This is a genomic window from Pseudomonas sp. AC193, from assembly GCF_979258075.1.
The window spans coordinates 4,649,497-4,671,095 of sequence record NZ_OZ409832.1; the positions used below are offsets into that span (position 1 = coordinate 4,649,497).

The 21,599-nt window shown below is 59.3% G+C and carries 14 protein-coding genes; 5 read left to right on the forward strand and 9 right to left on the reverse strand.

Translation table 11 applies throughout. The features are described from left to right. The first annotated feature begins 135 nt into the window (after positions 1-135). From purD to ACZZ0D_RS20995, 3 genes are all read left to right on the forward strand, one after another. Positions 136-1,431, forward strand: coding sequence for a phosphoribosylamine--glycine ligase (gene purD / locus ACZZ0D_RS20985; protein ID WP_463554187.1), 1,296 nt, complete (start codon positions 136-138; stop codon positions 1,429-1,431). 99 nt (positions 1,432-1,530) lie between these two features. Next, positions 1,531-4,308: a hybrid sensor histidine kinase/response regulator gene (locus ACZZ0D_RS20990; RefSeq protein WP_463554188.1), complete on the forward strand. Its 2,778-nt coding sequence runs from the start codon at positions 1,531-1,533 to the stop codon at positions 4,306-4,308. A gap of 47 nt (positions 4,309-4,355) precedes the next feature. Then, a complete protein-coding gene (locus ACZZ0D_RS20995) occupies positions 4,356-4,952 on the forward strand; it encodes a MarC family protein (RefSeq protein ID WP_400647980.1) in 597 nt (198 codons plus the stop codon). Between the two features lie 106 nt (positions 4,953-5,058). On the opposite strand, the gene ACZZ0D_RS21000 is transcribed toward ACZZ0D_RS20995, so the two are convergent. The 9 genes from ACZZ0D_RS21000 to ACZZ0D_RS21040 all read right to left on the reverse strand — a co-directional run bounded on the left by ACZZ0D_RS21000 (position 5,059) and on the right by ACZZ0D_RS21040 (position 19,392). Beyond that, positions 5,059-10,272: a TcdA/TcdB pore-forming domain-containing protein gene (locus tag ACZZ0D_RS21000; protein WP_463554189.1), complete on the reverse strand. Its 5,214-nt coding sequence runs from the start codon at positions 10,270-10,272 to the stop codon at positions 5,059-5,061. Beyond that, positions 10,223-12,139: a TcdA/TcdB catalytic glycosyltransferase domain-containing protein gene (locus ACZZ0D_RS21005; protein ID WP_463554190.1), complete on the reverse strand. Its 1,917-nt coding sequence runs from the start codon at positions 12,137-12,139 to the stop codon at positions 10,223-10,225. Before ACZZ0D_RS21005 ends, ACZZ0D_RS21000 begins: the two co-directional genes overlap by 50 nt. A gap of 431 nt (positions 12,140-12,570) precedes the next feature. After that, positions 12,571-14,271 (reverse strand): precorrin-3B C(17)-methyltransferase, encoded by a 1,701-nt coding sequence (gene cobJ / locus ACZZ0D_RS21010; protein WP_463554191.1) that lies wholly within the window; start codon positions 14,269-14,271, stop codon positions 12,571-12,573. Then, positions 14,271-15,005, reverse strand: a complete 735-nt coding sequence (locus ACZZ0D_RS21015; RefSeq protein WP_370872600.1) for a precorrin-2 C(20)-methyltransferase — start codon at positions 15,003-15,005, stop codon at positions 14,271-14,273. Before ACZZ0D_RS21015 ends, cobJ begins: the two co-directional genes overlap by 1 nt. Then, positions 15,002-15,628: a precorrin-8X methylmutase gene (locus ACZZ0D_RS21020; RefSeq protein WP_053116894.1), complete on the reverse strand. Its 627-nt coding sequence runs from the start codon at positions 15,626-15,628 to the stop codon at positions 15,002-15,004. The genes ACZZ0D_RS21015 and ACZZ0D_RS21020 overlap by 4 nt, the downstream gene beginning before the upstream one ends. Beyond that, a complete protein-coding gene (gene cobG, locus ACZZ0D_RS21025) occupies positions 15,621-16,919 on the reverse strand; it encodes a precorrin-3B synthase (protein WP_463554192.1) in 1,299 nt (432 codons plus the stop codon). Before cobG ends, ACZZ0D_RS21020 begins: the two co-directional genes overlap by 8 nt. Before the next feature lie 136 nt (positions 16,920-17,055). After that, on the reverse strand, positions 17,056-17,712 hold the full coding sequence (locus ACZZ0D_RS21030) for a hypothetical protein (protein ID WP_463554193.1): 657 nt from the start codon (positions 17,710-17,712) through the stop codon (positions 17,056-17,058). Between the two features lie 50 nt (positions 17,713-17,762). After that, a complete protein-coding gene (locus ACZZ0D_RS21035; protein WP_463554194.1) occupies positions 17,763-18,581 on the reverse strand; it encodes a hypothetical protein in 819 nt (272 codons plus the stop codon). 145 nt (positions 18,582-18,726) lie between these two features. Continuing rightward, positions 18,727-19,392: a hypothetical protein gene (locus tag ACZZ0D_RS21040; protein ID WP_463554195.1), complete on the reverse strand. Its 666-nt coding sequence runs from the start codon at positions 19,390-19,392 to the stop codon at positions 18,727-18,729. A gap of 228 nt (positions 19,393-19,620) precedes the next feature. Here ACZZ0D_RS21040 and cbiE point away from each other — a divergent pair, with 228 nt between their 5' ends. After that, positions 19,621-20,832 carry a precorrin-6y C5,15-methyltransferase (decarboxylating) subunit CbiE gene (cbiE, locus tag ACZZ0D_RS21045; RefSeq protein ID WP_426618508.1) on the forward strand — a complete coding sequence of 404 codons (1,212 nt, stop codon included), beginning with the start codon at positions 19,621-19,623 and terminating at the stop codon, positions 20,830-20,832. Then, the gene (locus tag ACZZ0D_RS21050) at positions 20,825-21,556 is read left to right on the forward strand and encodes a cobalt-precorrin-6A reductase (protein WP_463554196.1); all 732 of its coding nucleotides are present in this window, start codon (positions 20,825-20,827) and stop codon (positions 21,554-21,556) included. The genes cbiE and ACZZ0D_RS21050 overlap by 8 nt, the downstream gene beginning before the upstream one ends. Positions 21,557-21,599 lie beyond the last annotated feature (43 nt).

The window sequence follows — 21,599 nt, forward strand, 5'->3', positions numbered from 1 at the left end:
GAAAGAGCAGGCATGTGTCGCTCTTTCTTGCAGATGCAGCCTTATTAATTCAGAGCCATAAGCTGTAGTTAAGAGCCACACATTCGCTCTTGCTTGCAGCTTATAGCTTGCAGCTTTCTCCGAAGGAGTCTCTCTTTGAACGTTTTGATCATTGGCAGCGGTGGCCGTGAACACGCTCTGGCCTGGAAAGTGGCTCAGGATCCGCGCGTGCAGAAGGTTTTTGTTGCACCGGGCAACGCTGGCACCGCCATTGAAGCCAAGTGCGAAAACGTCCCCATCGACGTGCTGGCCCTTGAGCAACTGGCCGACTTCGCCGAGAAAAACGTTTCCCTGACTATCGTCGGCCCGGAAGTGCCGCTGGTGGCTGGCGTCGTTGACCTGTTCCGCGCCCGTGGTCTGGATTGCTTCGGCCCGACTGCCGGCGCTGCGCAACTGGAAGGTTCGAAAGCCTTCACCAAGGATTTCCTCGCCCGTCACAAGATCCCGACGGCCGACTACCAGAATTTCACCGAGATCGAGCCGGCCCTGGCTTATCTGCGTGAAAAAGGCGCACCGATCGTGATCAAGGCCGATGGCCTGGCCGCCGGTAAAGGCGTGATCGTCGCCATGACCCTGGCCGAAGCCGAAGACGCCGTGCGCGACATGCTCGCTGGCAACGCTTTCGGTGACGCCGGTTCGCGCGTGGTGATCGAAGAGTTCCTCGACGGCGAAGAAGCGTCGTTCATCGTCATGGTCGACGGCAAAAACGTGCTGCCGATGGCCACCAGCCAGGATCACAAACGTGTGGGCGACGGCGACAGCGGCCCGAACACGGGCGGCATGGGTGCTTACTCCCCTGCCCCGGTGGTCACTGCCGACGTGCACAAACGCGTGATGGATCTGGTGATCTGGCCGACCGTGCGCGGCATGGCCGAAGAAGGCAACGTCTACACCGGTTTCCTTTATGCCGGTCTGATGATCGACAAGGCCGGTAATCCGAAAGTCATCGAGTTCAACTGCCGCTTCGGCGACCCGGAAACCCAACCGGTGATGCTGCGTCTGCAATCGAGCCTGGTGCTGTTGGTCGAAGCCGCGCTGGCGCAAGCGCTGGACAAGGTTGAAGCACAGTGGGATCCACGCCCGAGCGTCGGCATCGTGCTGGCCGCTGGCGGCTACCCGGGCGACTACGCCAAGGGCGCGGCGATCAACGGTCTCGACGCAGCGGCGAAGCTGGAAGGCAAAGTCTTCCACGCCGGTACTGCGCTGAAGGATGGCCAGGTTGTCACCGCCGGTGGTCGCGTACTCTGCGCCACTGCGATGGGCGCAAGCGTCGGTGAAGCGCAGCAGCAAGCGTACAAGCTGGCGGCAGCCATCGACTGGGAAGGCAGCTTCTACCGCAAGGACATTGGCTACCGCGCCATTGCCCGTGAACGTGGCGAAACCCAGGAATAAGCTGTTCATCAAGTCCGGCGAGGGATACCGTTCCTCGCCGGGCTGTTCCGCCGCGGCGCATCGTTATATTCTGGCATCAACCTACGAAGGGATTTCGCCGTGCGCTGGCTCAGGATTGCCATAAGCTTCACCGTCACGATGCTGACCTTGCTCTGCATGCTTCCGGCCCAGGCCGCACAAGGCAGTGGCTGGTCGGTATTGCTCGACGATCAGGGCAATCTGCAACTGAGCGACATCCGCTCCGCTCGCTACACCAATCAATTCAGCCCCATCGACCTTGACCGCCTCACCGCGTCCGAGCCCGATGGTGCACTGTGGCTGCGCTTCAGACTGGCGCCGGGCAAGCACGAACAAGTGCTGCGCATCTTTGCCCCCGACCTCTCGCAGCTCAATCTGTACGTGCTCGACGGCGACCAGTTGATCGAGCAACGCAACACCGGCACCGAGCAACCGCAGGCCGAGCGACCGTTGCCCAGCAGCGACTTCATGCTCGCCCTGCCGCAAAGCAATAAGCCCCTCGACGTCTATTTGCGGATGTTCTCCGACCATCAATTACGTCCGCACATCACCCTGCAATCGGCCGTGATGAGCGCGGCCAATCAAAACCAGTCGCTGATTTTCGGTTTACTGTTCGGCTGCCTCGCCATGCTTCTGCTGCATAACGTGGTGCGTTACAGCTATTCGCGTTCACGCAGCAGCTTGTGGCTGGCGGTTTGCGAAGGTCTGCTGGGCCTGAGCCTGTTGCTGCTGCTCAATCTACTCGGGCCCTGGCTGCCGAACTGGCACGCGATCCAGACACCGGGCGCTTATCTGGCGCTGCTGCTGACCGCACCCGCCGGTTTGATGTTTGCTTATCGCTTCTTCGGCCCGCTCGGCCCGCACCCGCTGAACAAGCTGCTGATGGCCGACATCCTGTTCATTGTCATCTGCAGCCTGCTGCTGTTGTTCGTCAATACACTGCCGCTGAACATCATCACCTACGCATTGGTGGCACTCGCCGGTCTGAGCATGTTGTTCGTCGGCGTCTATCACTGGCAAAAAGGTTATCGCCCGGCGCGCCTGTTCGTGGCGGCGATGGTGGTGTTCAACATCGGCACGCTGATTATTTTGCCGGCGTTGCTGGGGCTGACACTGGTGTCGCCGCAAGGCTTGATCATGACGCTGATGGCGTTCATCTGCGTCAGCGGTCTGTTGATGAGCATCGCCCTCGGCGAGCGTCAGCGCAGCATCACTGAAAGCCGTTTCAGCGTCAGCCGCGACCTCGCCGCGAGCAACGCCGAGATCAACGCCAAAGCCGAATTCCTCGCCAAGATCAGCCACGAAATCCGCACGCCAATGAACGGCGTGCTGGGCATGACTGAACTGCTGCTCGGCACGCCGCTGTCGGTCAAGCAACGCGATTACGTGCAAACCATCCACAGCGCCGGCAACGAATTGCTGACGTTGATCAACGAGATTCTCGACATCTCCAAACTCGAGTCCGGACAGATCGAACTGGACGATGTGCAGTTCGACCTCAATGCGTTGATCGACGATTGCCTGAGCATCTACCGCGCCAAGGCCGAACAGCAGAACGTCGAACTGATCAGCTTCATCCAGCCGCAAGTGCCGCGCGTGATCAGCGGCGATCCGACCCGCCTGCGCCAGACCTTGCTCAGCCTGCTGGAAAACGCCCTGAAGAAAACCGAAGAAGGCGAAGTGCTGATCGTCGTCGCCCTCGACGAGCGCAGCACCAAACCGCGTCTGCGCATCGCCGTGCAGGACAGCGGCGCGCCGATGGAGCAGGAAGAACGCGATGCGCTGATGCACGCCGAACTGCACAGCAAACACTTCCTCTCGGCGAATCGTCTGGGCGGCAATCTCGGGCTGGTCATCGCGCGGCAACTGATTCGTTTGATGCAGGGTGAATTCGGCATCAAGAGCGGCGCCACGCAGGGCAGCACGTTGTGGCTGACTTTGCCGCTGGATCCGGATCGTCTCGAACACCCGACCTCTGATCTCGACAGCCCACTGCAAGGCGCGCGCGTATTGGTGGTCGACGACAACGACACCTGCCGCAAAGTCCTGGTGCAGCAATGCAGCGCCTGGGGCTTGAATGTAAGCGCCGTGCCGTCGGGCAAGGAAGCGCTGGCCCTGCTGCGCACCAAAGCGCACCTGCGCGATTATTTCGATGTGGTGTTGCTCGATCAGAACATGCCCGGCATGACCGGCATGCAGCTTGCGGCAAAGATCAAGGAAGACCCGAGCCTCAATCACGACATTCTGCTGATCATGCTCACCGGCATCAGCAACGCGCCGAGCAAGATCATCGCGCGCAACTCGGGGATCAAACGCATTCTGGCCAAACCGGTGGCCGGCTACACCCTCAAGACCACGCTGGCGGACGAACTCAACCAGCGCAACAAAGGTCAGGTGGTGTTCCAGCCGCAAGTGGTCACCGCCGCCACGGCAGCGAAAGTGCCGAGCGATTTCCGCATCCTCGTCGCCGAAGACAACACGATTTCGACCAAAGTGATTCGCGGCATGCTCGGCAAGCTCAACCTGCAACCGGACACTGCCAGCAACGGCGAAGAAGCCCTGCAGGCGATGAAAGCGCAGCGTTACGATCTGGTGCTGATGGACTGCGAAATGCCGATTCTCGATGGCTTCTCAGCGACCCAGCAGTTACGCGCCTGGGAAGTCAGCAATCAGCGCATCCGCACGCCAATCGTTGCCCTGACCGCGCACATTCTTGCCGAACACAAAGAACGCGCGCGTCAGGCCGGCATGGACGGGCACATGTCGAAACCGGTGGAATTGTCGCAGTTGCGCGAGTTGATCGAGCATTGGGTAGCTGAGCGTGATCAGCAGAATCGCGCGACAACCCAACCGTCGTAACGCCTGTTAGACTCCCCCACGACTACCCTCGCCAGTGAGCCAGCACCATGCTCCACGTGTTGTTCAGCGTTTACCTGAAGATGCTGGTGCTTTACAGCCCGTTCTTCGTGTTGTCGTGCTTCATTACCCTGACCCGTGGCTACTCGCGCAAGGAACAACGGCGCCTGGCCTGGAAAGTCGCCGCCGCCACGCTGATTTCCAGCGTCTTGCTGTACCTGTTCGGGCGAGTGATTTTCGATGTCTTCGGCATTACCGTGGATGCGTTCCGCATCGGCGCCGGCAGCGTGCTGTTTATCTCGGCACTGGGCATGGCGCAGGGAAAATCGGCGGTGCAGGCCGATAATGTCCAGCAAGACGTGACAATCGTACCTTTAACCATCCCGATTACCGTCGGCCCCGGCACCATCGGTGCGCTGCTGGTGATGGGCGTGAGCCAGCCGCACTGGGACGACAAACTCACGGCGATTCTCAGCATCATTCTGGCCAGCTTCACGGTTGGCGTGGTGCTTTATCTGTCGAACCGCATCGAGCGAATTCTCGGCGATCAGGGGTTGCAGATTGTCAGCCGTTTGATGGGGCTGTTCGTCTGCGCACTGGCGGCGCAAATCATCTTTACCGGGGTGAAGGGGTATCTGGTGCCTTAAGACGGCTCTGCACACCCGGTTTGGCGGAACAGGCCAAACCGGGTAACGCGCAAGGGCGTCATTTTCAATCGATCAAGGCATCCAGGTCGGCAGGCGCCACCTCGACCTAATTGGTCGCACGCCCCACCAGTTCTTCCAGCGACACGCCTGTTGCGGCGGCCCCCAAATCAGCGATCGCCGCGACCAGCGCAGACACAAGCAGCGAGCGATAGCCGGCAAACGCCAGGACAACCTCGCCACGCAAGCTGACATCAGCCGCGCAGGCTTCCCGGATGATCACCGCGTGGCCACTGTCCGGTTCGATCAGCACCAGATGTTCGCCAACGATGCTCAGCAGCAACTTGCCGGGATCATCCAGCTCCCAGATCAACTTGCCGGGAATCGCTGGCTTACCGGCCAAGGCCGGTCGGCAATCGAGCACCAGCGAATCCAGCCTCAGCCAGGCCCCCCGCGACAGTCGATACGTCACAGCGCCCTGCCCCAGGCGCAATACCAGGGTTTTGACATCGTCGGGAAGCAAAGGCAAAACATCGCCGATCAACTGCTGACCCTCCAGCGTCATCACGTCAGTGTCACGTCGAGCATAAGGCAGCGGCCCGATTCGGGTTTCGCCCGGAAAGGCTTGAACCACACCCCGCGCCGGGTCATGGAGCACCAGTGCATGGCCTTGCTGCCGCGTCCCAAGCAAAGCGCTGGAAGGCTGCACCAATGCACGATCAACCCCGAGCAACTGCCCGCTGGCGGCGACGTACCATTGGACTTTCTGCGGCGTGTCGACGGACAGGAAATCCACGTGTCGATGGGAGTTCGCCAGTGCCGCAAGGTCAGCCAGCAACCTGTCTTCATGCGTCGAAACCCATTGGCTTTCGACGCCGGTCAGCAACGCGGGCTGATCCTGCTGCAAGGTCATAATCAGACCTTGCGCGGTAACGCCTCTAAGCTCTGCACCCTTGGCCGTCACATCGACAAAAGGCCAATCCGCCCACAGCCGTTGGGGTGCCGGCAGTCTGTCAGCCTGTAACAGCCGAGTCCCCTGACCGAACGCTGCTGACAGTCGATCAGCCGCGATGAAACCCTGGCGATAGATGACGCCGCTATCAACCTCGAACAACCAGGCGGCCTGCCGGTCCGGCGTAACCCCGAGCAGACGAACATGAGCACCCGGCCCCAAGTCGGCGAGCAACAAACGATCGTCGACGTACCAGGCACACAACTTTGCATCACCGGCGGCGTTGCTCAATCCCAGCAGCGCAAAACGGATAACGGGGTGTTTCGCCGCGACCTCTGCCAAGTGCGCCCACCACTCAGGGCGCTGTTTGAACCACGATTCGGCCAGGCCGCTGAGCGCCAGCTGACCATCATTCGTCACGTCGAAGCACAGCCCGTTCTCACTCAGCGCCACGTAACCGTGGTCTGTGGCCAGAATGTTTTGCAATCCATCGACCCAGATATTTGCCTTTGACCAGTGTGCCCCCGCTTGCGCGCTCTGATTGCGCTGCAAGCGCAACAGGCGTTTGTGCAGTTTGTCGTACACGACGAACAGATCCTGCCGTCCGCCTGCGGGCACTATCAACAACAGGTCCTGCATATTCTTGATCGAGTCGGCCCAACCGCGAGCATGGTGCCGACGCGCCGGCGGACGAATGATCAAACGATCCTCATGACGCACCCATGCCATATCGCGCTGGTTCGAATCGATCGCCCAGCAGACCGAGACGATCGGCGCCGGCTGCCAATTGACGAAGACAGCGGTTGCGGTGTGTTCGCGCTCGCGCAATTCATAGAATTCACCGAGCACCAGCGACCAGTCGGACAACGTCGGTGTCGCACTGAAAAGCGCCTGCAATGCACTGTCCGGCCCGCGTACCAATGAAGTCAGATACACCTCGCCATCGCGGATCAGGTAGCTCAGCACATCTGCAGCCTGACCGGCGCGAGGTGTCTCCTGCGTCACCTGTACGGCGCCACCGGCAACAGGCTCGCAGCGAGTGATGCGGCTGCCCGTGACGCTCGCCAGCAGACGGTAGTGATGGCTGATCAGACCGGTGACGACATCGACCTGCCAGACCAGGAAACTGTCGGGTTGATAAAAGAACGCATCCTGGCCCATGACCATACCCAATTGGGCCTCATCGGCTAACGGCAGGTCTTCATCGCGAATGTAGATGAAGCGATCCTCTCGGGCGTCGTAGAACGCCGTTGTATCGCGCGGTTGGCCAGGGTCTTCGAAGGGCACCCGATAGTTATGCACCGGCGTATAGGGCAACGCCAGGCGATGCTCATGGGCGAGTTTCTTGAAGTGCGCATGCAGCGTGCGCGGGTCCATCATGCCCGGCTGCAGATCTGCTGAAACCAGCAGCAGCGTCTGCTGCGTGAGGTCGATACGCAGGACCTGATCGGCCAGTTTGAGGCTGACCTCATGCAGATTGACGTCGTCGAAGCACAGCCTCATCTTACCGATATCCAGCCGGCCGCCGGACAAGCTGACATCGGCTTGCGTCGCCCAACTCGCCAGCAATGTCCAGCGTGTGGTGGCCAGATGAGTGCCGGTGAATGCCAGGCTGACCCCGGGATTGAGCAACAAAGTACACGGCGCTCCACAGCCCTCAATGTCGTAACTGATCAAGCCGTGCCAGTTTTTCGGCAACACCGGCACCACCAGCGTTCGTTCGACAGTGTCCAGCCGCACTTTGATCGCCGAGGGTTTGTAGACCGGCGCCATGTCTGCGACCAGATACTCACTTGGAAACGAGTAGAACGAGAACAAAAACCTGCGTTTTCCATCGGCCCCGGGTTTCTCCAGGCGGCGCGCCAGGTCAAAACCTTCAGCGTGCTTTTCATTTGCGAACGGAAAGGCTTTGTAGCCGTAGCCATACCAGGTTTTCGGCGTACAGGGCAGGACGATCAAGTCGCCTGCCTGCGGCGAAAAAGCCAACGTCTGCGGCAACTCCAGGCCTTGGCGAATATCCACACTACGGGTGAAATCAACCTCGTAGTCCGGAACCCCGAAATGATCACGTAGCGGAAACAGTTGAGGGCTGCCCAGACGTAGCTGACCGGTCAGCAGGTCAACGGACTCGACCACCAGCGAGGCGTGGGCCGTCCACGCCTTGCTCTGCGGATCCAGACGATAACCGCCCTGCCGAACGGCTTTATCGAACTCGTAAAAGAACAACCCGACTTGCCTGGCCCGTTCAAAAATACCGGCGAATCCTTCAACCAATGCGCCAACACCGATGGCCAGTCCGCCCAGAATCACCCCGGCGCCGCCGAGCACCGCCGCCGCCGTGCCTGCGCCGGCGGCTGCCGCGATCAGTCCGGAACCGGTGACCAGCAAACTGGCGGAGTCAAACGCCAGTTGGGTGCCGAAGCGCGCCTTCTCGGCATCACTGCCCGCCTCGCTCAACTGATAGATATCAAACCCGACGTTGGCCAGTCCCAACACCGCGCCAGCGCCTTCGCCGGCGGCATGCCCGAGGGCTTCACCGACCACCGAAGAGCTGGTCTGCGCGATGAGTTTTTCCTGCGCCAGCGCCTGACGCACCAATTGGATGACACCGGCGATATCCACCAGGTTGCCGTGCAGCAACTGCGCGTAGTTGATGTAGGCGTGCAAACGCACCGCCATGGTCAGCTCCCGCGTATCACCCTCGCGCGAACGCAGTGCATGCATCAGTGCCTGAATGGTAAACCCGGCGTTGAGGGTGTGGACGCTGCCGGCTTCGGTCGGATCCGGCGGACTGCCAGCGGACACAGGCTGTCGGGCGAGACTGGCAAAACGCTCGCTCAAGAACTGTTTGATGCGCAAGATCCCATGATCGCGGGTGGTGACTTTCACCCACTGCTGCGGATCCTCGAGGTTGACCAGGCTGAGGTGATAGTCACCCGTCGGCGTCACCTCCAGCGAATCAAACACCGGCGCAAAGCTTGCTGTCAGCTGGTTGTCGATTTGCAGTCGGCGGGTGGCCTGCTCGATCTGTTGCGCCCACCAGTGACCGTCCAGATCACGCAGGCTGTTGCCCAGATTGATGTTGCTCACCAGGGACTGCCCGCGCGCACTGGTCAGGCGCTGGCGCCCGGGCAGCAGCGGTCTTTCGCGCAGTGCTCCCGGCGCCAGCAGTTCGTTCACCTGCAACCCCGACGGCACGACGAGCGCCCCGACGCGTTCGGCATTCAGTTCGATCAGATCAAATGTCGGTGCGGACAGTTCGCCGAACGTGGCGTAGTGACGAGCCATTCCATGCTCAATGAAAAAGCGTTCCAGCGCCTCGCGAAACGGCTGCGCCTGGGCAAATTCGAAGACGCCAAAGTTGGGATCGTAAAAGTGATAGGCGCTGCCCTCGCCAGTCCACGTTTTAGCGACCAGCATCGCGTGATTGTCAGAGTTGAGCATGATCGTGCGAGTAGCATCGGCGTCCTCCAGCAGGCTCACCACCTGCTCCAGCGTGGAACGTTCAAGGGCGCTGCCGGAATCAGCCAGGCTTTCATCGCGCAGTTCTTCAAGTACTTGCAAAAACGCCATCGAGTCGCGATCAGAAGGCTCGATCACGCCCAGGTAGAAACGCTCGCGCAGGGTGTTCATGGCGTCAGCGCCCTGATGCAGGGCGGCCGCCATCACCAGTGCCAGCGGGTAGCAGCGGCCACCGATGGTGTCGCCCGCTCCTTCCAGCAACAGATCCTGAGGCACCAGTTTGGTGTCGGCGCCGTGGAAGCTGTCGAGCACATCACTCAGGCGCTCGACGATACGGTCGCGAAACTCGAGCTTCGCCACCTGCTGGATGCGTGCGACATGCTCCCCCCACTGACTCAATGTCAGTGGTTGCTCCAGCGCATACTTCTTCAACGCCAATGCCGTTTCATCATGGGCCGGAGGCGAGGCCGGCGGGCGTTTCAGCCCGGCGAGAAACGCCGGTGCCTGACGCCTGAACAGCTCGCGCTCGATGACCGCATAACGACTTGAAATGCCCAGCTCCAAAACACCGTTGGCGAGGTTATCGAGTTCCACGACAAGCGCTTCAAAGCTGTGTTTGTCCAGGCTCGGCGCACCCAGCAACGAGCCGAGCAACAGGCGCTGGCAAGGACTGAGTTGCTCTAGCCCGAACGTGCCCTTGGCGTATCGCTGCAGGAATTCATCCAGTGGCAGATCGCGGGTCTCCGCGGTAGCGCCTGAAGCAGGGGCGAAGACGTTGGCCTTCTGCGCGACAATGGCCTGACGCTGATCAAAACCCAGCGGCACCAGACGGGCAAAGCCCACGGTGCCGGTGAAGCCTTCACGCATCGCCCGCAAGAAAGGTTCGCCAAGCCCTTCGGCGAGGTCCATGAAGGATTTCGGTCGCCAGCACGTAACGCCCCTCGATGACCGGCCAGCCTTCATCGAACTCAATAATCTGGCGTTTGAGCAGTTCTTCGACATCACCCACATAGCGGGCCTTGAATACGCCTTCCTGCGATTTTTTCTGTTCACTCAAACGCCACTGTTCGAAGTCAGAAAACTTCTCGTGCCAGCTGTGATCCTGATCTTCTTCAGTGTAGTAGTTGAACCCGTCCTGCAACTTCGCCTGCTCGCTGAACACCGCTGCAGCGCGGGGCGTGAAATGGGCTGCTGCGTAGACTGACATCCCCGTGCGCATGACGCCCGGCCCGGTCAAATGAATGGTGCCTTTGGCATTGGGTGTCACCCCTTCGCCAATGTAACCGACGAGATCGTATGTTCGAGCCTGAAGGTAGTCCTGAATTTCACCAGGTAGCTCATTAAACCCCGGTGCGCCAACGATCACATCAGTAGCAATCCGAAGTTGGGTTTCACGGTCGAGCGCAGGTACTCGCTGCTCAATCAATGCATCTCTGTACTGATCCATCAACTCGTACATGAATCGCACACGCGATGTAACAGCCTCCAAACTCGCCGCGCCTGGGTGAGCGATCAAAAAAGCATTGCTCAAAGCGGCATTATTAACGTAAGCAGCCCGCAATGCGTGTGGAATGGCTACACGAGGTTCGGGGGCGGCAAACACGTCCTTCAACAAAGGGCCGCTGGCAGCAAACGCCTCAATTTCAGGTAATAAATCCGCCGGAATACCCTCTGCATAACTTTTGTAGCGGTCGCGTAAAGCCTGACGACCGGGCATAAAATGCGGGTTACGATCAAGGATCAATTGAATTACCGCCAGCGAGGCCAGATCTCCCTTGATCATATCGACGTGAACTTCGCCCAGCATCTTCTTGAACGGTGGCAAGTAATCTACATCGCTGTAAGTTCCGCCTTCATTGAATAACACCTGGTAGCGTAGAACATCGCCCGCCGCCGCCAGATTGCCACGCATGTTCAATTCACGCTCATAGATATCCACAAGCGGGAGTAAATAGTCCTTCTCACGCACATCAACTAACCGTAAAGAATCCTGGTTCATGCCCTGCAGTGTCACCAGGTTCTTCTGCCGCAGCTCACGTAGCCTTTTTTCGTCCTGACCGTAAGCACGTACCAGCAAGTCTATTCGCGCTTCATCGGCGCCAGATTTTCCCGCCTGCACATGCTCGAACAGTTGTAGTTTCAAAACTTCCAGACGCGCTTCGTAGAGATCGGCCAAATCATATCCCGTGGAAACGCTTGCACCTCCGGCCGCCATGGCATCAGCCTTTGCCGCTTCCACCACAATCCGATTGGTTTCATGAACCAGCAGTGCATCACTGTCATACCAGAGCTTGAAGGCATAGCCTTCGGGGCCCAGTACCTGCGTCCAGACATTGATGTAATCACGCTGGATATCGCCGATGCCTCCGCCAAGCCAGACAAAGTGCTGCAACTTCACCACTTCCCTGGCCGAGGCATTCAGTTGCTCGACGCTGTTGCCCAGGCGAGTGGCGTATTCATCGATTCTGTTGCTGATAACCGTCAACTCCGCATCAGCCTTGGTTTCTTCCGTTACAGGAGCAGCGGGCTCTGTTGAACGTCGACGGCGACCACCGGGAGAATCAGTCAACGAGGCAAGCGCCTGCTGTAACAATCTCAACGGCTCAAGTAATTCAGAGGCCGTATCTGCCGCAACGCAGCCGGCGTAATAACGCAAGATCGCGTCATGCTGCTTACTGCTTTTATAGGCCAACAATGCTTCTTCCAGCGTTTGCAGTTTAAAGAGTTCTACAAATTCAACATAGCCGTTCGCCGGCGAGACTTCTGACTCACTCATACACTAAAACCCCTTTTATCAACCATTGACTTAAATTAACGCAAGGCCGCTTTGACCTTTTGAACAAGGAAAAACTATTCCCCCTGCCAACGCGATCAAGCCACAAGGAATTCAATTGTTTTCAGGAGCACGGCTACATGTCGAATCAATAAACAGCGGCATGGAAATACAATAAACAATATGAACTTCAAGCCAGCACGCAAATAGCGCTCACAGCGCAAAACAACAAAAACATTACTTACATCTGCAATCAGTCGGAAACAACTTCAATCAAGGCAGTAAATAGACTGACAACCCAATGTAAAAAAACCTACACCCGCCAGCTGGCTTTACGTCGGCATTCAGGAAGATGCCTACAGCGATAAGCGAATAAATACCTGATCAAGGCTGACGCAGGAAGGGATAGGCGGCCCAGCGCGGGCCGCATGATTTCAGGAGGCGGGTTTTTCACCGTACCAACGTGGGGTGTAAACCCAGCTGCTACCGTCGGCACGCGGGAACGTGCAGGTGGTGGACGAGCCGATCAGCACCATCGTGCGCATGTCCACCTGATCCGGGGTCAGCGCCCCCAGCGTCGTGGCGCGCAGTGTCTGCCCTGGGCGGCCGATGTCGCGCCCCAGTACCACCGGGGTTTGCGCTGTGCGGTGTTGGCCGACGATTTCCAGCGCGCGGCCCAACTGCCACGGCCGAGCCTTGGAGATCGGATTGTAGAAGGCCAGGGCCAGATCCGCCTCCGCAGCCAGGTCCAGACGTTTCTCGATGATCGACCACGGCTTGAGGTTGTCCGACAGCGACATCACGCAGAAGTCGTGCCCCAGCGGCGCACCGGCCTGTGCGGCGGTGGCCAGCGAAGCGGAAACGCCGGGAAGAATTTCCAGATCGACGCTGTGCCAGGCGGGATCATCCGACTCATGCAGCGCTTCGAGCACCGCCGCCGCCATGGCGAACACGCCGGGATCGCCCGAGGAAACCACGATCACCGAACGACCTTCGGCGGCCAGTCGGAAAGCGTGACGGGCGCGCTGCATTTCTTCGCGGTTGTCGGTGCAATGCTGCACTTGATCGTCGCGAAACGGGCCGGCCATGCGTACGTAGGTTTCGTAGCCGAGCACATCGGTACAACGCGCCAGTTCGGCTTTGACGGCGGGCACCATCAGTTCGGCAGCGCCGGGGCCAAGACCGATGACGGCGAGACGACCGCGTGGGCGGCCGACATGAGCAACGTCCAGCGGCTGCTCGGCAATCGCGATGGCGAGGTTGTTTGCGGTCACGATGCTCGCTGAAGGTACGGCATCAAGTGCCAATGCTTCGAGATCAGTTTGCGCAGCGACAAACCGCAGCGGCACGCCCAGTTCAAGCGCTGCATCACGCAAGTTCGCCGAAGCCATGTCACTGTCAGCGGCAACCAGACACGCCAGCGATTGCAGCGCAATTTTTGCTTGCTGCAATGCTTTGCGAACGGCGCTCGGTAGATCGGCAACGTCGGCAGTGACCGCCACCGCCACACTGCGCGGATAAATCAGTAATTCGTTGGCGCTGACTTCACGCTCAGCGCTGCTGACATGAATCGAACGCTGCGCCTGCGGGTCTTCCGGCAGTTGCGCCTGATCCAGCCACGGCGCCTCGCCGTCAATACGCACGCTGTGCCCGGCCAGCAGATCGGAGACAAAACGCTTGCCCAGTTCCAGATCGGCGAGCGCATAACCGCTCGGTGGATTGAGCAGGCAAGTGCCGAAGCGCAATTCGCCGCTGGTGGTGATCGCCGCCGTCACTTGCAGCCCCATAGCGATTTCCCGCGCCATGACATTCACCCCGCCGAGGCCGCCAAGCAGCGGCACCACCGCGCTGCCATCTTCAGCCACGGCGAGCACGGCAGGCTCGGCGCCCTTCTCCAGCAACAGCGGCGCCAGTGTGCGGATGACAATGCCCGCAGCGCACAGCGCAATGATTGGCGTGTTGTGCTGATACAGATCCCGCAGGGTCGCGCCGAATTCCTGATAGCTGCAATCGGCGCCTTCAACGCGCCCGGCGAGGCCGTGAATCTGCGCCGCCGGATAGACCTGCTGAATGCGACGGGCCGTGGCCAGGCTGGCCTGACCAAGAATGACGATCGCGGGTATTGAGTGAGTCATCAGCCCTGCCACCGTTCGCCCGGCACGATGATCAGCGAGAAGTACGGCGAGGACATCGGCTCGACCTGATCCATCGGCACGATCTTCTGATTGGCCATGGTCGCGCGCTCAACGTACAACGCACGCTCGGCCAGACCGAGTTCTTCCAGTACCTGACGCACTTTCGGAAAGTTGCGCCCAAGCTTCATGATCACGGCGGCATCAGCATCGGCCAGACGTCGCTTCAATTCTTCATGGGGCAACACGCCGGAGAGCACCGACAGGCTTTGATTGCGATACACCAACGGCGCGCCCAGCACCGAAGCGCCACCGAGCATCGAGCAAACGCCCGGCACCACTTGCGCTTCATAGCGCGTGGCGAGGCGATCGTGCAGGTACATGTAGGAGCCGTAGAAGAACGGATCACCTTCGCAAATCACTGCGACATCGCGACCGGCGTCGAGATGCGCGGCGACGGTTTCGGCGGCTTCATCGTAGAAATCGCTGATGACTTGTTCGTAAGAAAGCGGCGCCGGCAATGCTTCGGTAGTCACCGGATACACCAACGGCAGCAGGTTCTGCGCTTCTTGCAGGTGCGCTTCGATGATGCCGAACGCGTTGCCCTTTTTGCCCTTGGCGACGAAGTACGCAACCACTGGCGACTCACGCAACAAGCGCAGCGCTTTGACGGTAATCAGTTCCGGATCACCGGGGCCGACGCCCAGGCCAATCAAACGTCCTTTAGCCTGCATCATTCGATCTCCGTGGCGAGGGCATTGACGGCGGCGGCGGCCATGGCGCTGCCACCGAGGCGGCCTTGCATGATCACGAACGGCACGCCACGGCTGTCGGCGGCCAGTGCCGCTTTCGATTCGGCAGCGCCGACGAAGCCGACCGGGAAGCCCAGAATCAGCGCCGGTTTTGGTGCGCCGGCATCGAGCATTTCCAGCAGATAGAACAGCGCAGTCGGCGCGTTGCCGATCACCACAACACTGCCTTCAAGGTGCGGACGCCACAGTTCCAGCGCAGCGGCGGAACGAGTGTTACCCAGCTCGCGCGCCAGCTCCGGCACGCTGTCGTCGCGCAAGGTGCAGATCACTTCGTTGTTGGCCGGCAGGCGCGCGCGGGTCACGCCTTCGGAGACCATTCGTGCATCACACAGGATTGGCGCACCGGCGGCCAGCGCCTCGCGCCCGGCCTTGCCCGCGCCTTCGGAAAACTGCAGACCGTCGATGGCCTCGACCATGCCGCAGGCGTGAATCACCCGCACCGCGAGTTTTTCCAGATCGGCCGGGATTCGCGCGAGGTTGGCTTCGCTGCGAATGATCGCGAAGGAGTTGCGATAGATCTCCTGACCGTCGCGAATGTAATCAAGCATCAAGGGGGCTCCGGGAGCGGGCGTCGAGCAGGGTCGCGGCCGCTTCAATAGTAAGATTGCGTGCGTGCAACGCGCCGAAACCCGGCAGCGTCGCATCGCGAAAATAGAGGTCGTAATGACCGGGGCTGACCGCCAGCAACGTCACCGGCGCACGGTGCGCGGCGGCGCAGGAACGCGAGCAACCGGACAGGTGCACGCTGAGCGCCGAGGGCAGCAGCGTCGCCAGATGGCGGGCGTCCTGTTTGGTGTCGGCGAGGCCTTTGCCGCAGCCGTTGGAACCGGTGCAGGCAATCAGGCGCGACAGCGGTTCGCTCGGCTCGGTCAGCAGGTTGAGTTGCTTGAGGCCTTGCAGCACCTCGGCGGCGTCAGTGATTTTGACGTCGGGCAGCAACAGGCTTTGCCACGGGGTGAAACGCAGGTGGCCGTTGCCGAACTGGCGAGCCAGTTGTGCAACACCGCGCAGCATTGTCGGATCGAGTCGACCGAGCGCTGGCACGGCGCCGATGTATACCAAGTCCAAGGCGTTTTGCGGATGAACGCCGATGTGCAGATTGTCCGCCGCTGGCGGGCGTTGCCGGTCGCTGAGGGTTTGCAGATTGACCCGCTGAGCGAGTTTTTCGAGAAACAGCTCAGGCGTCATTTCGCTGAGCAAATGGCGCATCCGCGTTTGCTCAGGGCGCGCCAGATCAAGGAACAATTCGAGCACCGCGACCACCAGCGCATGGCCGTTGTGCAGTGCCACCGCACCAAGCGCACGATCCGTCGGGCAACCGGCCAGACCGAATGCCAGCAATGTTTCGCCGTCCTTTTTGAAGGCCGACAACCACAGGTCATGCGGGTGTTCGAGCATCGCCAAGGCTTCAGCGCCGTCCAGTTGCACGGCGAACTTGGCGCTCAATTCATGAAAGCGCGGATGGTTTTGCAGGGTATCGAGGATCTGTTCGGCGAGCGGACGAGTGTCGAATTGCATCTGCTGGTCGATCCCGGCAGCCGGGCTGAGCATCAGGTTGCGCACATCGTCGCCGGCGGCGGATCGCGGGCCGAGGCCGGCAGCCAACAGGCTGTCGATCAATGCAGAGGACTGAGCGCCGATCCCGCGAATCTGCAGATTGGCGCGGTTGGTCGCCTCGATGGCGCCGCTGGCGAACTGTTGTGCCGCATTCGCCACCGCATCTGCCTGATCGGCACTGATCGAGCCACCGTTGAGTTTGATCCGACAGATCCCGCCATCCAATGCCTGAACGATGCGCAGCAACCCCGGACAAGCCGAGGGGCGTATGGCAGTGGACATCGGGCGTTCGTTCAAGGGGCGAACCGGTTGCGAGGGAAAGGCGCGGTATTATGCCTGCTTTGTTCACCGGCATGAAAAGTCTGCCCGTCGGTTTTGCAAGACATATCCCTCGACGGGCATTGCCCTCGCGGGCATTTCAGGCCAACGCGATGATTTGCTCTTGGCGGCGCTCGCCCAGTAACGAGATAACCTTGGCCCGGGAAAAACCATAATCCTCGGGATCGATCAGCGCTTTGTAGCCTTCGACAAACACGCGGCCCTGGATACTTTTGTTATTGAAACGATGATAAAGCACATTATCGACGACGATTTCTGCAACTTCAAAAGACACGACCACAGTCGATACCGCTGTCCCGGAAGAAACAAAGCCCAACATAAATCTTATGCAATTCCCCTCTAACAAAACATGTGGCTGGATACTCTGATTAGCAACCTCAGCGCAGACTTGCTTCAACTGCAACTTGATCGCTGAAGCGCACACGCGTGTGACCGTCGCGGGAATCCAGCTGTGCAGAAGTCTGGTTGCCAACTCCAACACGGTAAAGCTTTCAGGCAAAGGCGCCGGAAAATTTACGCCCGGGTTGTCCAGCAACAGGGCACCGGTGGCTCTCAATGCCATGTTATTAGCGTGGGCCCATGACTCAACGTCGCGGCCATCGGACACTTTATGGGAGGCGACTGTTTGAGCATACAGCAGGGCATCAAGGCTATCGGATCGGTCTGCTGCGGATAATTCGTCCGCCACCAGAATGACCGCGCCGGCGCAGACAAAAGTTTTAAATCCTGTGTTCATTTTCAGCTTCCTGGAAAGCCAGAGACTCGCGTCTCTGGCTTTATTTAAACTCAGGCCTTTTTACCGAACTCATAGCTAAGCGCTTTTTCACGCTGCTCGGTCAGCGCTTTGACAATCAGCGGCTCGACCATCAAGTAATCCTCTTCATCCATGTGCATGGTGGCCGCGCCGTTATAGATTTCAACCGCCGAAGTGGCCCACTCGACAAACAACACTTTGGTCGGTTGCGCAGTGGCGAGGTATTGCACGGCTGCAACGGCCAGGGTAATGCCACCGTCGGTATCTTCCAGGGCACTGGACATGCAGAAGTTGCCACCTTCGGCTTTCTTCGAGTTGTTTTCGAAAAGCTTCAATGCTTCAGGCTCGTTCTTCAGTGCATCCATAGTTGAATCGGCGACAGTCGACAGTACCTTCAATGCTGTCTGGCCTTGGCCAATGGCTGCACCCACTGCCGCATGAATAATGGTCAAGGCAACATTGTCCATCGTGAGCTTTTGCGAAGAAGCACTGTAGCGATTATACGGCTGGCTGAAGGCGAACCATCCGGTCAACTTCATCAGTCGCATGAACTCGTTGTATCGCTGTTCTTTCTGACTGGCCGCCGGAAATTTGAGCAAGGCCACCAGGTCGGCGTACATGTACGTATTCTTGACGATACGCTTGCTGCGCTTGGACATGCTCGCATCAAAACCTGCGATACCCGACCCCATGATGGCGGCGTTCAGTTCATCCTTGTCAATGGGCAAGTTCGCTGCGGCCCGAACGGTGCGCGCATGCATTACTGGTTGTGCCGCAACAAACTCATTGCACTCCGTAATTAATGCAACACGTTGAGCAGCAGAAGTTACCTGTTCTTTTACTTCAGTCATGACTATTGATTCCCTGCAATTATTTAAACGCCGTCTTGGCGTAAAACCAAATTAACCCCACGTTTAAAATTAATCAACTTCCGTTCCATTCAATTCATTTCAGCTGTCACGCCAACATTAAAACCATTTCATCTCCAGCCACCATTTAACGCGTCAGTTCAATTTCCCTCGTACGCATTTCAAGCACCGCTTCGCTTAATCGTGCGCGATACTCTTCCATCTGTCGCGGTTTGATTGCAAAGCGCCTGGACTGGATATCAAGTTGCGCACCGCTGTGCTGTACCGTCCAGAACAGATAATTTGAACTCCAGTCAGTTTGCAGAAAGCGCACGTTGCTAATCACGATCTCCAACTCTTTTTGCGCGTTATATTGCGCTGGGGAAAAACGAAAGTCTGCCCATGCGCGCGCGCCATCGGATAACACGTCGATTCCAGCCGAGCTAAACTCAAGTAACTGAAAGGTCTCTTTCATTGCGGCAATTTTTGATCGGCTTATCAGCGTCGACACCGATTTCGCCCACTTGTCCAACACGTTCCCTGTAAAGTTTTTGTCGGCAACAATTACCGGCTCGTACTCCAACCCCCAGCCAACAGACCACAGGACGCCAGAGTAAAATTCGAACCATGCCGCAGGTTCATGTTTTCTGTTATGGCGCTGATCCGCTCCAAACTCCGCCCAGCGCATACTGTCTTTAATAAACCGTTGATCTATCTTGGCCACACCCGAGAGAAACGACAGTAAGTTGCCTCCCATTACGACTGAAGCACCGCCATCAATTAAAGCACTTGCAGCCCGCTGCATCTCACTCATATTTACACTCCTGTATATTTAAGGTGCCTTGCCTGGCACTCATTATTAATGCCTGTTCAGCTGTAACGGCAGCGCATTGCACTGAGAATAACAACCTCAAAACAATTCCAATAAAAGCAACTAAAACAATTAGTGTCCGTTCGCCAATTAACAGATTGAAAGCAGTCAGTGGGCAGCCATCGCGCTATCATGTCGCCGGATAATCGCAAGCACACGATTGAGGAAGGTATGGCCCCTTGGCTGACGGTTGTAGGCATCGCTGAAGATGGCTTTAAAGGCCTTGGAAAAAACGCCCGGCGCGCCCTGATGAACGCCTCGCGGATTATCGGTGGCCAGCGTCAGCTGGATTTGCTGCCGGTGTGCATTCGCGGCGAACGCCAGTTGTGGCCGAGCCCGTTTTCTCTCGCGCCGGTGCTTGAGCAGCGCGGCGAAGCGGTCTGTGTGTTGGCCAGCGGCGATCCGATGTTCTATGGCGTTGGCGCCAGTCTCGCGCGGCAGGTGCCCAGCGATGAGATGCTGATTTTACCCGCGCCCTCTTCCTGCTCACTGGCGGCGGCAAGGCTGGGCTGGCCGTTGCAGGAAGTGAGCATTGTGTCGTTGGTGGCGCGGCCACTGGCAGCGCTCAATGCGCAGTTGTTCAGCGGCGTGCGGTTGCTGCTGTTGAGCAATGACGGACAGAGCCCGGCGGCAGTTGCGCAATTGCTGCGTGAGCGCGGCTTTGGTTCGAGTCGCATGAGCGTGTTCGAACACTTGGGTGGCGATGCCGAGCAACGGATCGACGCCAGCGCCCACGACTGGAACCTTGCCTCGACTGCCGACCTCAACGTGATCGCCATCGAATGCCTCGCCGACGCCAACACGCCACGTCTGTCGCGCCTTGCCGGCCTGCCGGACTCGGCGTTCAAACATGACGGCCAACTGACCAAACGCGACGTGCGCGCCATCACCCTCGCCCGCCTCGCCCCGACGCCCGGTGAATTGCTTTGGGACGTCGGCGCCGGCAGCGGCTCGATCGGCATCGAATGGATGCGCGCACATCCGAGCTGCCGCGCGCTGGCCATCGAAGCCGATGACGGTCGCCAGCAATTGATCGAGCTCAACCGAGATGCGTTGGGCGTGCCCGGTTTGCAGTTGATTCGCGGCAAGGCTCCCCAAGCGCTGCAAGGTCTGGAGCGCCCGGATGCGATTTTCATCGGCGGCGGCGTCACCCGTGAGGGCGTGCTTGAAACGTGCTGGGAACGGCTCAAACCCGGCGGGCGTCTGGTGGCCAACGCCGTGACCCTGCAAAGTGAAGTCACCCTGATGAGCTGGCGCGAACGTTTCGGCGGTGAGCTGACGCGCATTCATGTCGCGCAGGCGCAGCCGCTGGGCGAGTTTGATACGTGGCGACAAGCGTTGCCGATCACTTTGCTTGATCTGGTTAAACCCTTCGATGCGTAAACGAATCCTGTTGCTCGGCGGCGTCACCGAAGCGCTCGCGATCGCACGCAAGCTGGGGCCGGAGCACATTTACAGCCTCGCCGGTGTCGGCCGTGTGCCGACCGATCTGATCTGTCAGGTGCGCGTCGGCGGTTATGGCGGTGCCGAAGGTCTGGCGCAATTTATTCGCGCCGAAGGCATCGACCTGCTGCTCGACGCCACGCACCCGTACGCCGCACAAATCAGCCAAAACGCCGCCACCGCCGCGCATCTGACCGGCATCCCGTGCTGGGCCCTGCGCCGCCCGGCGTGGCAGCCGCAAGCGGGCGATGACTGGCGCGAAGTCAGCGACTGGGCGGAGCTGATCAATGCCCTCAAACCCTTCCGCCGTCCGCTGTTTACCCTTGGCCGAGAACCGTTGCAGCACCTCGACGAAATCCCCGCTGAGCAATTCTGGACGCTGCGCGCCCTCGACGTTTATCCCGGTAACGAACGCTGCGAAGTCATCGGCGCGCGCGGGCCGTTCCTGATCGACGATGAACGCGCCTTGTTCGAACGCCGGCAGATCGATGTGCTGATCAGCAAAAACAGCGGCAGCACTGCGACCGAGCCGAAACTGGAAGTGGCACGCGAGCGTGGAGTGCCGGTGCTGGTGTTGAAGCGACCGGTGTTGCCGGGGGTTGATCGGGAGTTTGGGTCGGCGTCTGAAGTCCTCGCGGCCCTCACGACTGAAGGCCTGGTTTGAAAGGTTAGAAACCTTGAGGCCGCCTTCGCGGGCAAGCCCGCTC

Bases quoted from the DNA above. Each gene is read 5' to 3' on its own strand.
- ACZZ0D_RS20995 (WP_400647980.1), top strand. From the start codon at position 4,356: ATGCTCCACGTGTTGTTCAGCGTTTACCTGAAGATGCTGGTGCTTTAC.
- ACZZ0D_RS21000 (WP_463554189.1), bottom strand. From the start codon at position 10,272: ATGGACCTCGCCGAAGGGCTTGGCGAACCTTTCTTGCGGGCGATGCGT.
- ACZZ0D_RS21005 (WP_463554190.1), bottom strand. From the start codon at position 12,139: ATGAGTGAGTCAGAAGTCTCGCCGGCGAACGGCTATGTTGAATTTGTA.
- cobJ (WP_463554191.1), bottom strand. From the start codon at position 14,271: ATGACTCACTCAATACCCGCGATCGTCATTCTTGGTCAGGCCAGCCTG.
- ACZZ0D_RS21015 (WP_370872600.1), bottom strand. From the start codon at position 15,005: ATGATGCAGGCTAAAGGACGTTTGATTGGCCTGGGCGTCGGCCCCGGT.
- ACZZ0D_RS21020 (WP_053116894.1), bottom strand. From the start codon at position 15,628: ATGCTTGATTACATTCGCGACGGTCAGGAGATCTATCGCAACTCCTTC.
- cobG (WP_463554192.1), bottom strand. From the start codon at position 16,919: ATGTCCACTGCCATACGCCCCTCGGCTTGTCCGGGGTTGCTGCGCATC.
- ACZZ0D_RS21030 (WP_463554193.1), bottom strand. From the start codon at position 17,712: ATGAACACAGGATTTAAAACTTTTGTCTGCGCCGGCGCGGTCATTCTG.
- ACZZ0D_RS21035 (WP_463554194.1), bottom strand. From the start codon at position 18,581: ATGACTGAAGTAAAAGAACAGGTAACTTCTGCTGCTCAACGTGTTGCA.
- ACZZ0D_RS21040 (WP_463554195.1), bottom strand. From the start codon at position 19,392: ATGAGTGAGATGCAGCGGGCTGCAAGTGCTTTAATTGATGGCGGTGCT.
- cbiE (WP_426618508.1), top strand. From the start codon at position 19,621: ATGGCCCCTTGGCTGACGGTTGTAGGCATCGCTGAAGATGGCTTTAAA.
- ACZZ0D_RS21050 (WP_463554196.1), top strand. From the start codon at position 20,825: ATGCGTAAACGAATCCTGTTGCTCGGCGGCGTCACCGAAGCGCTCGCG.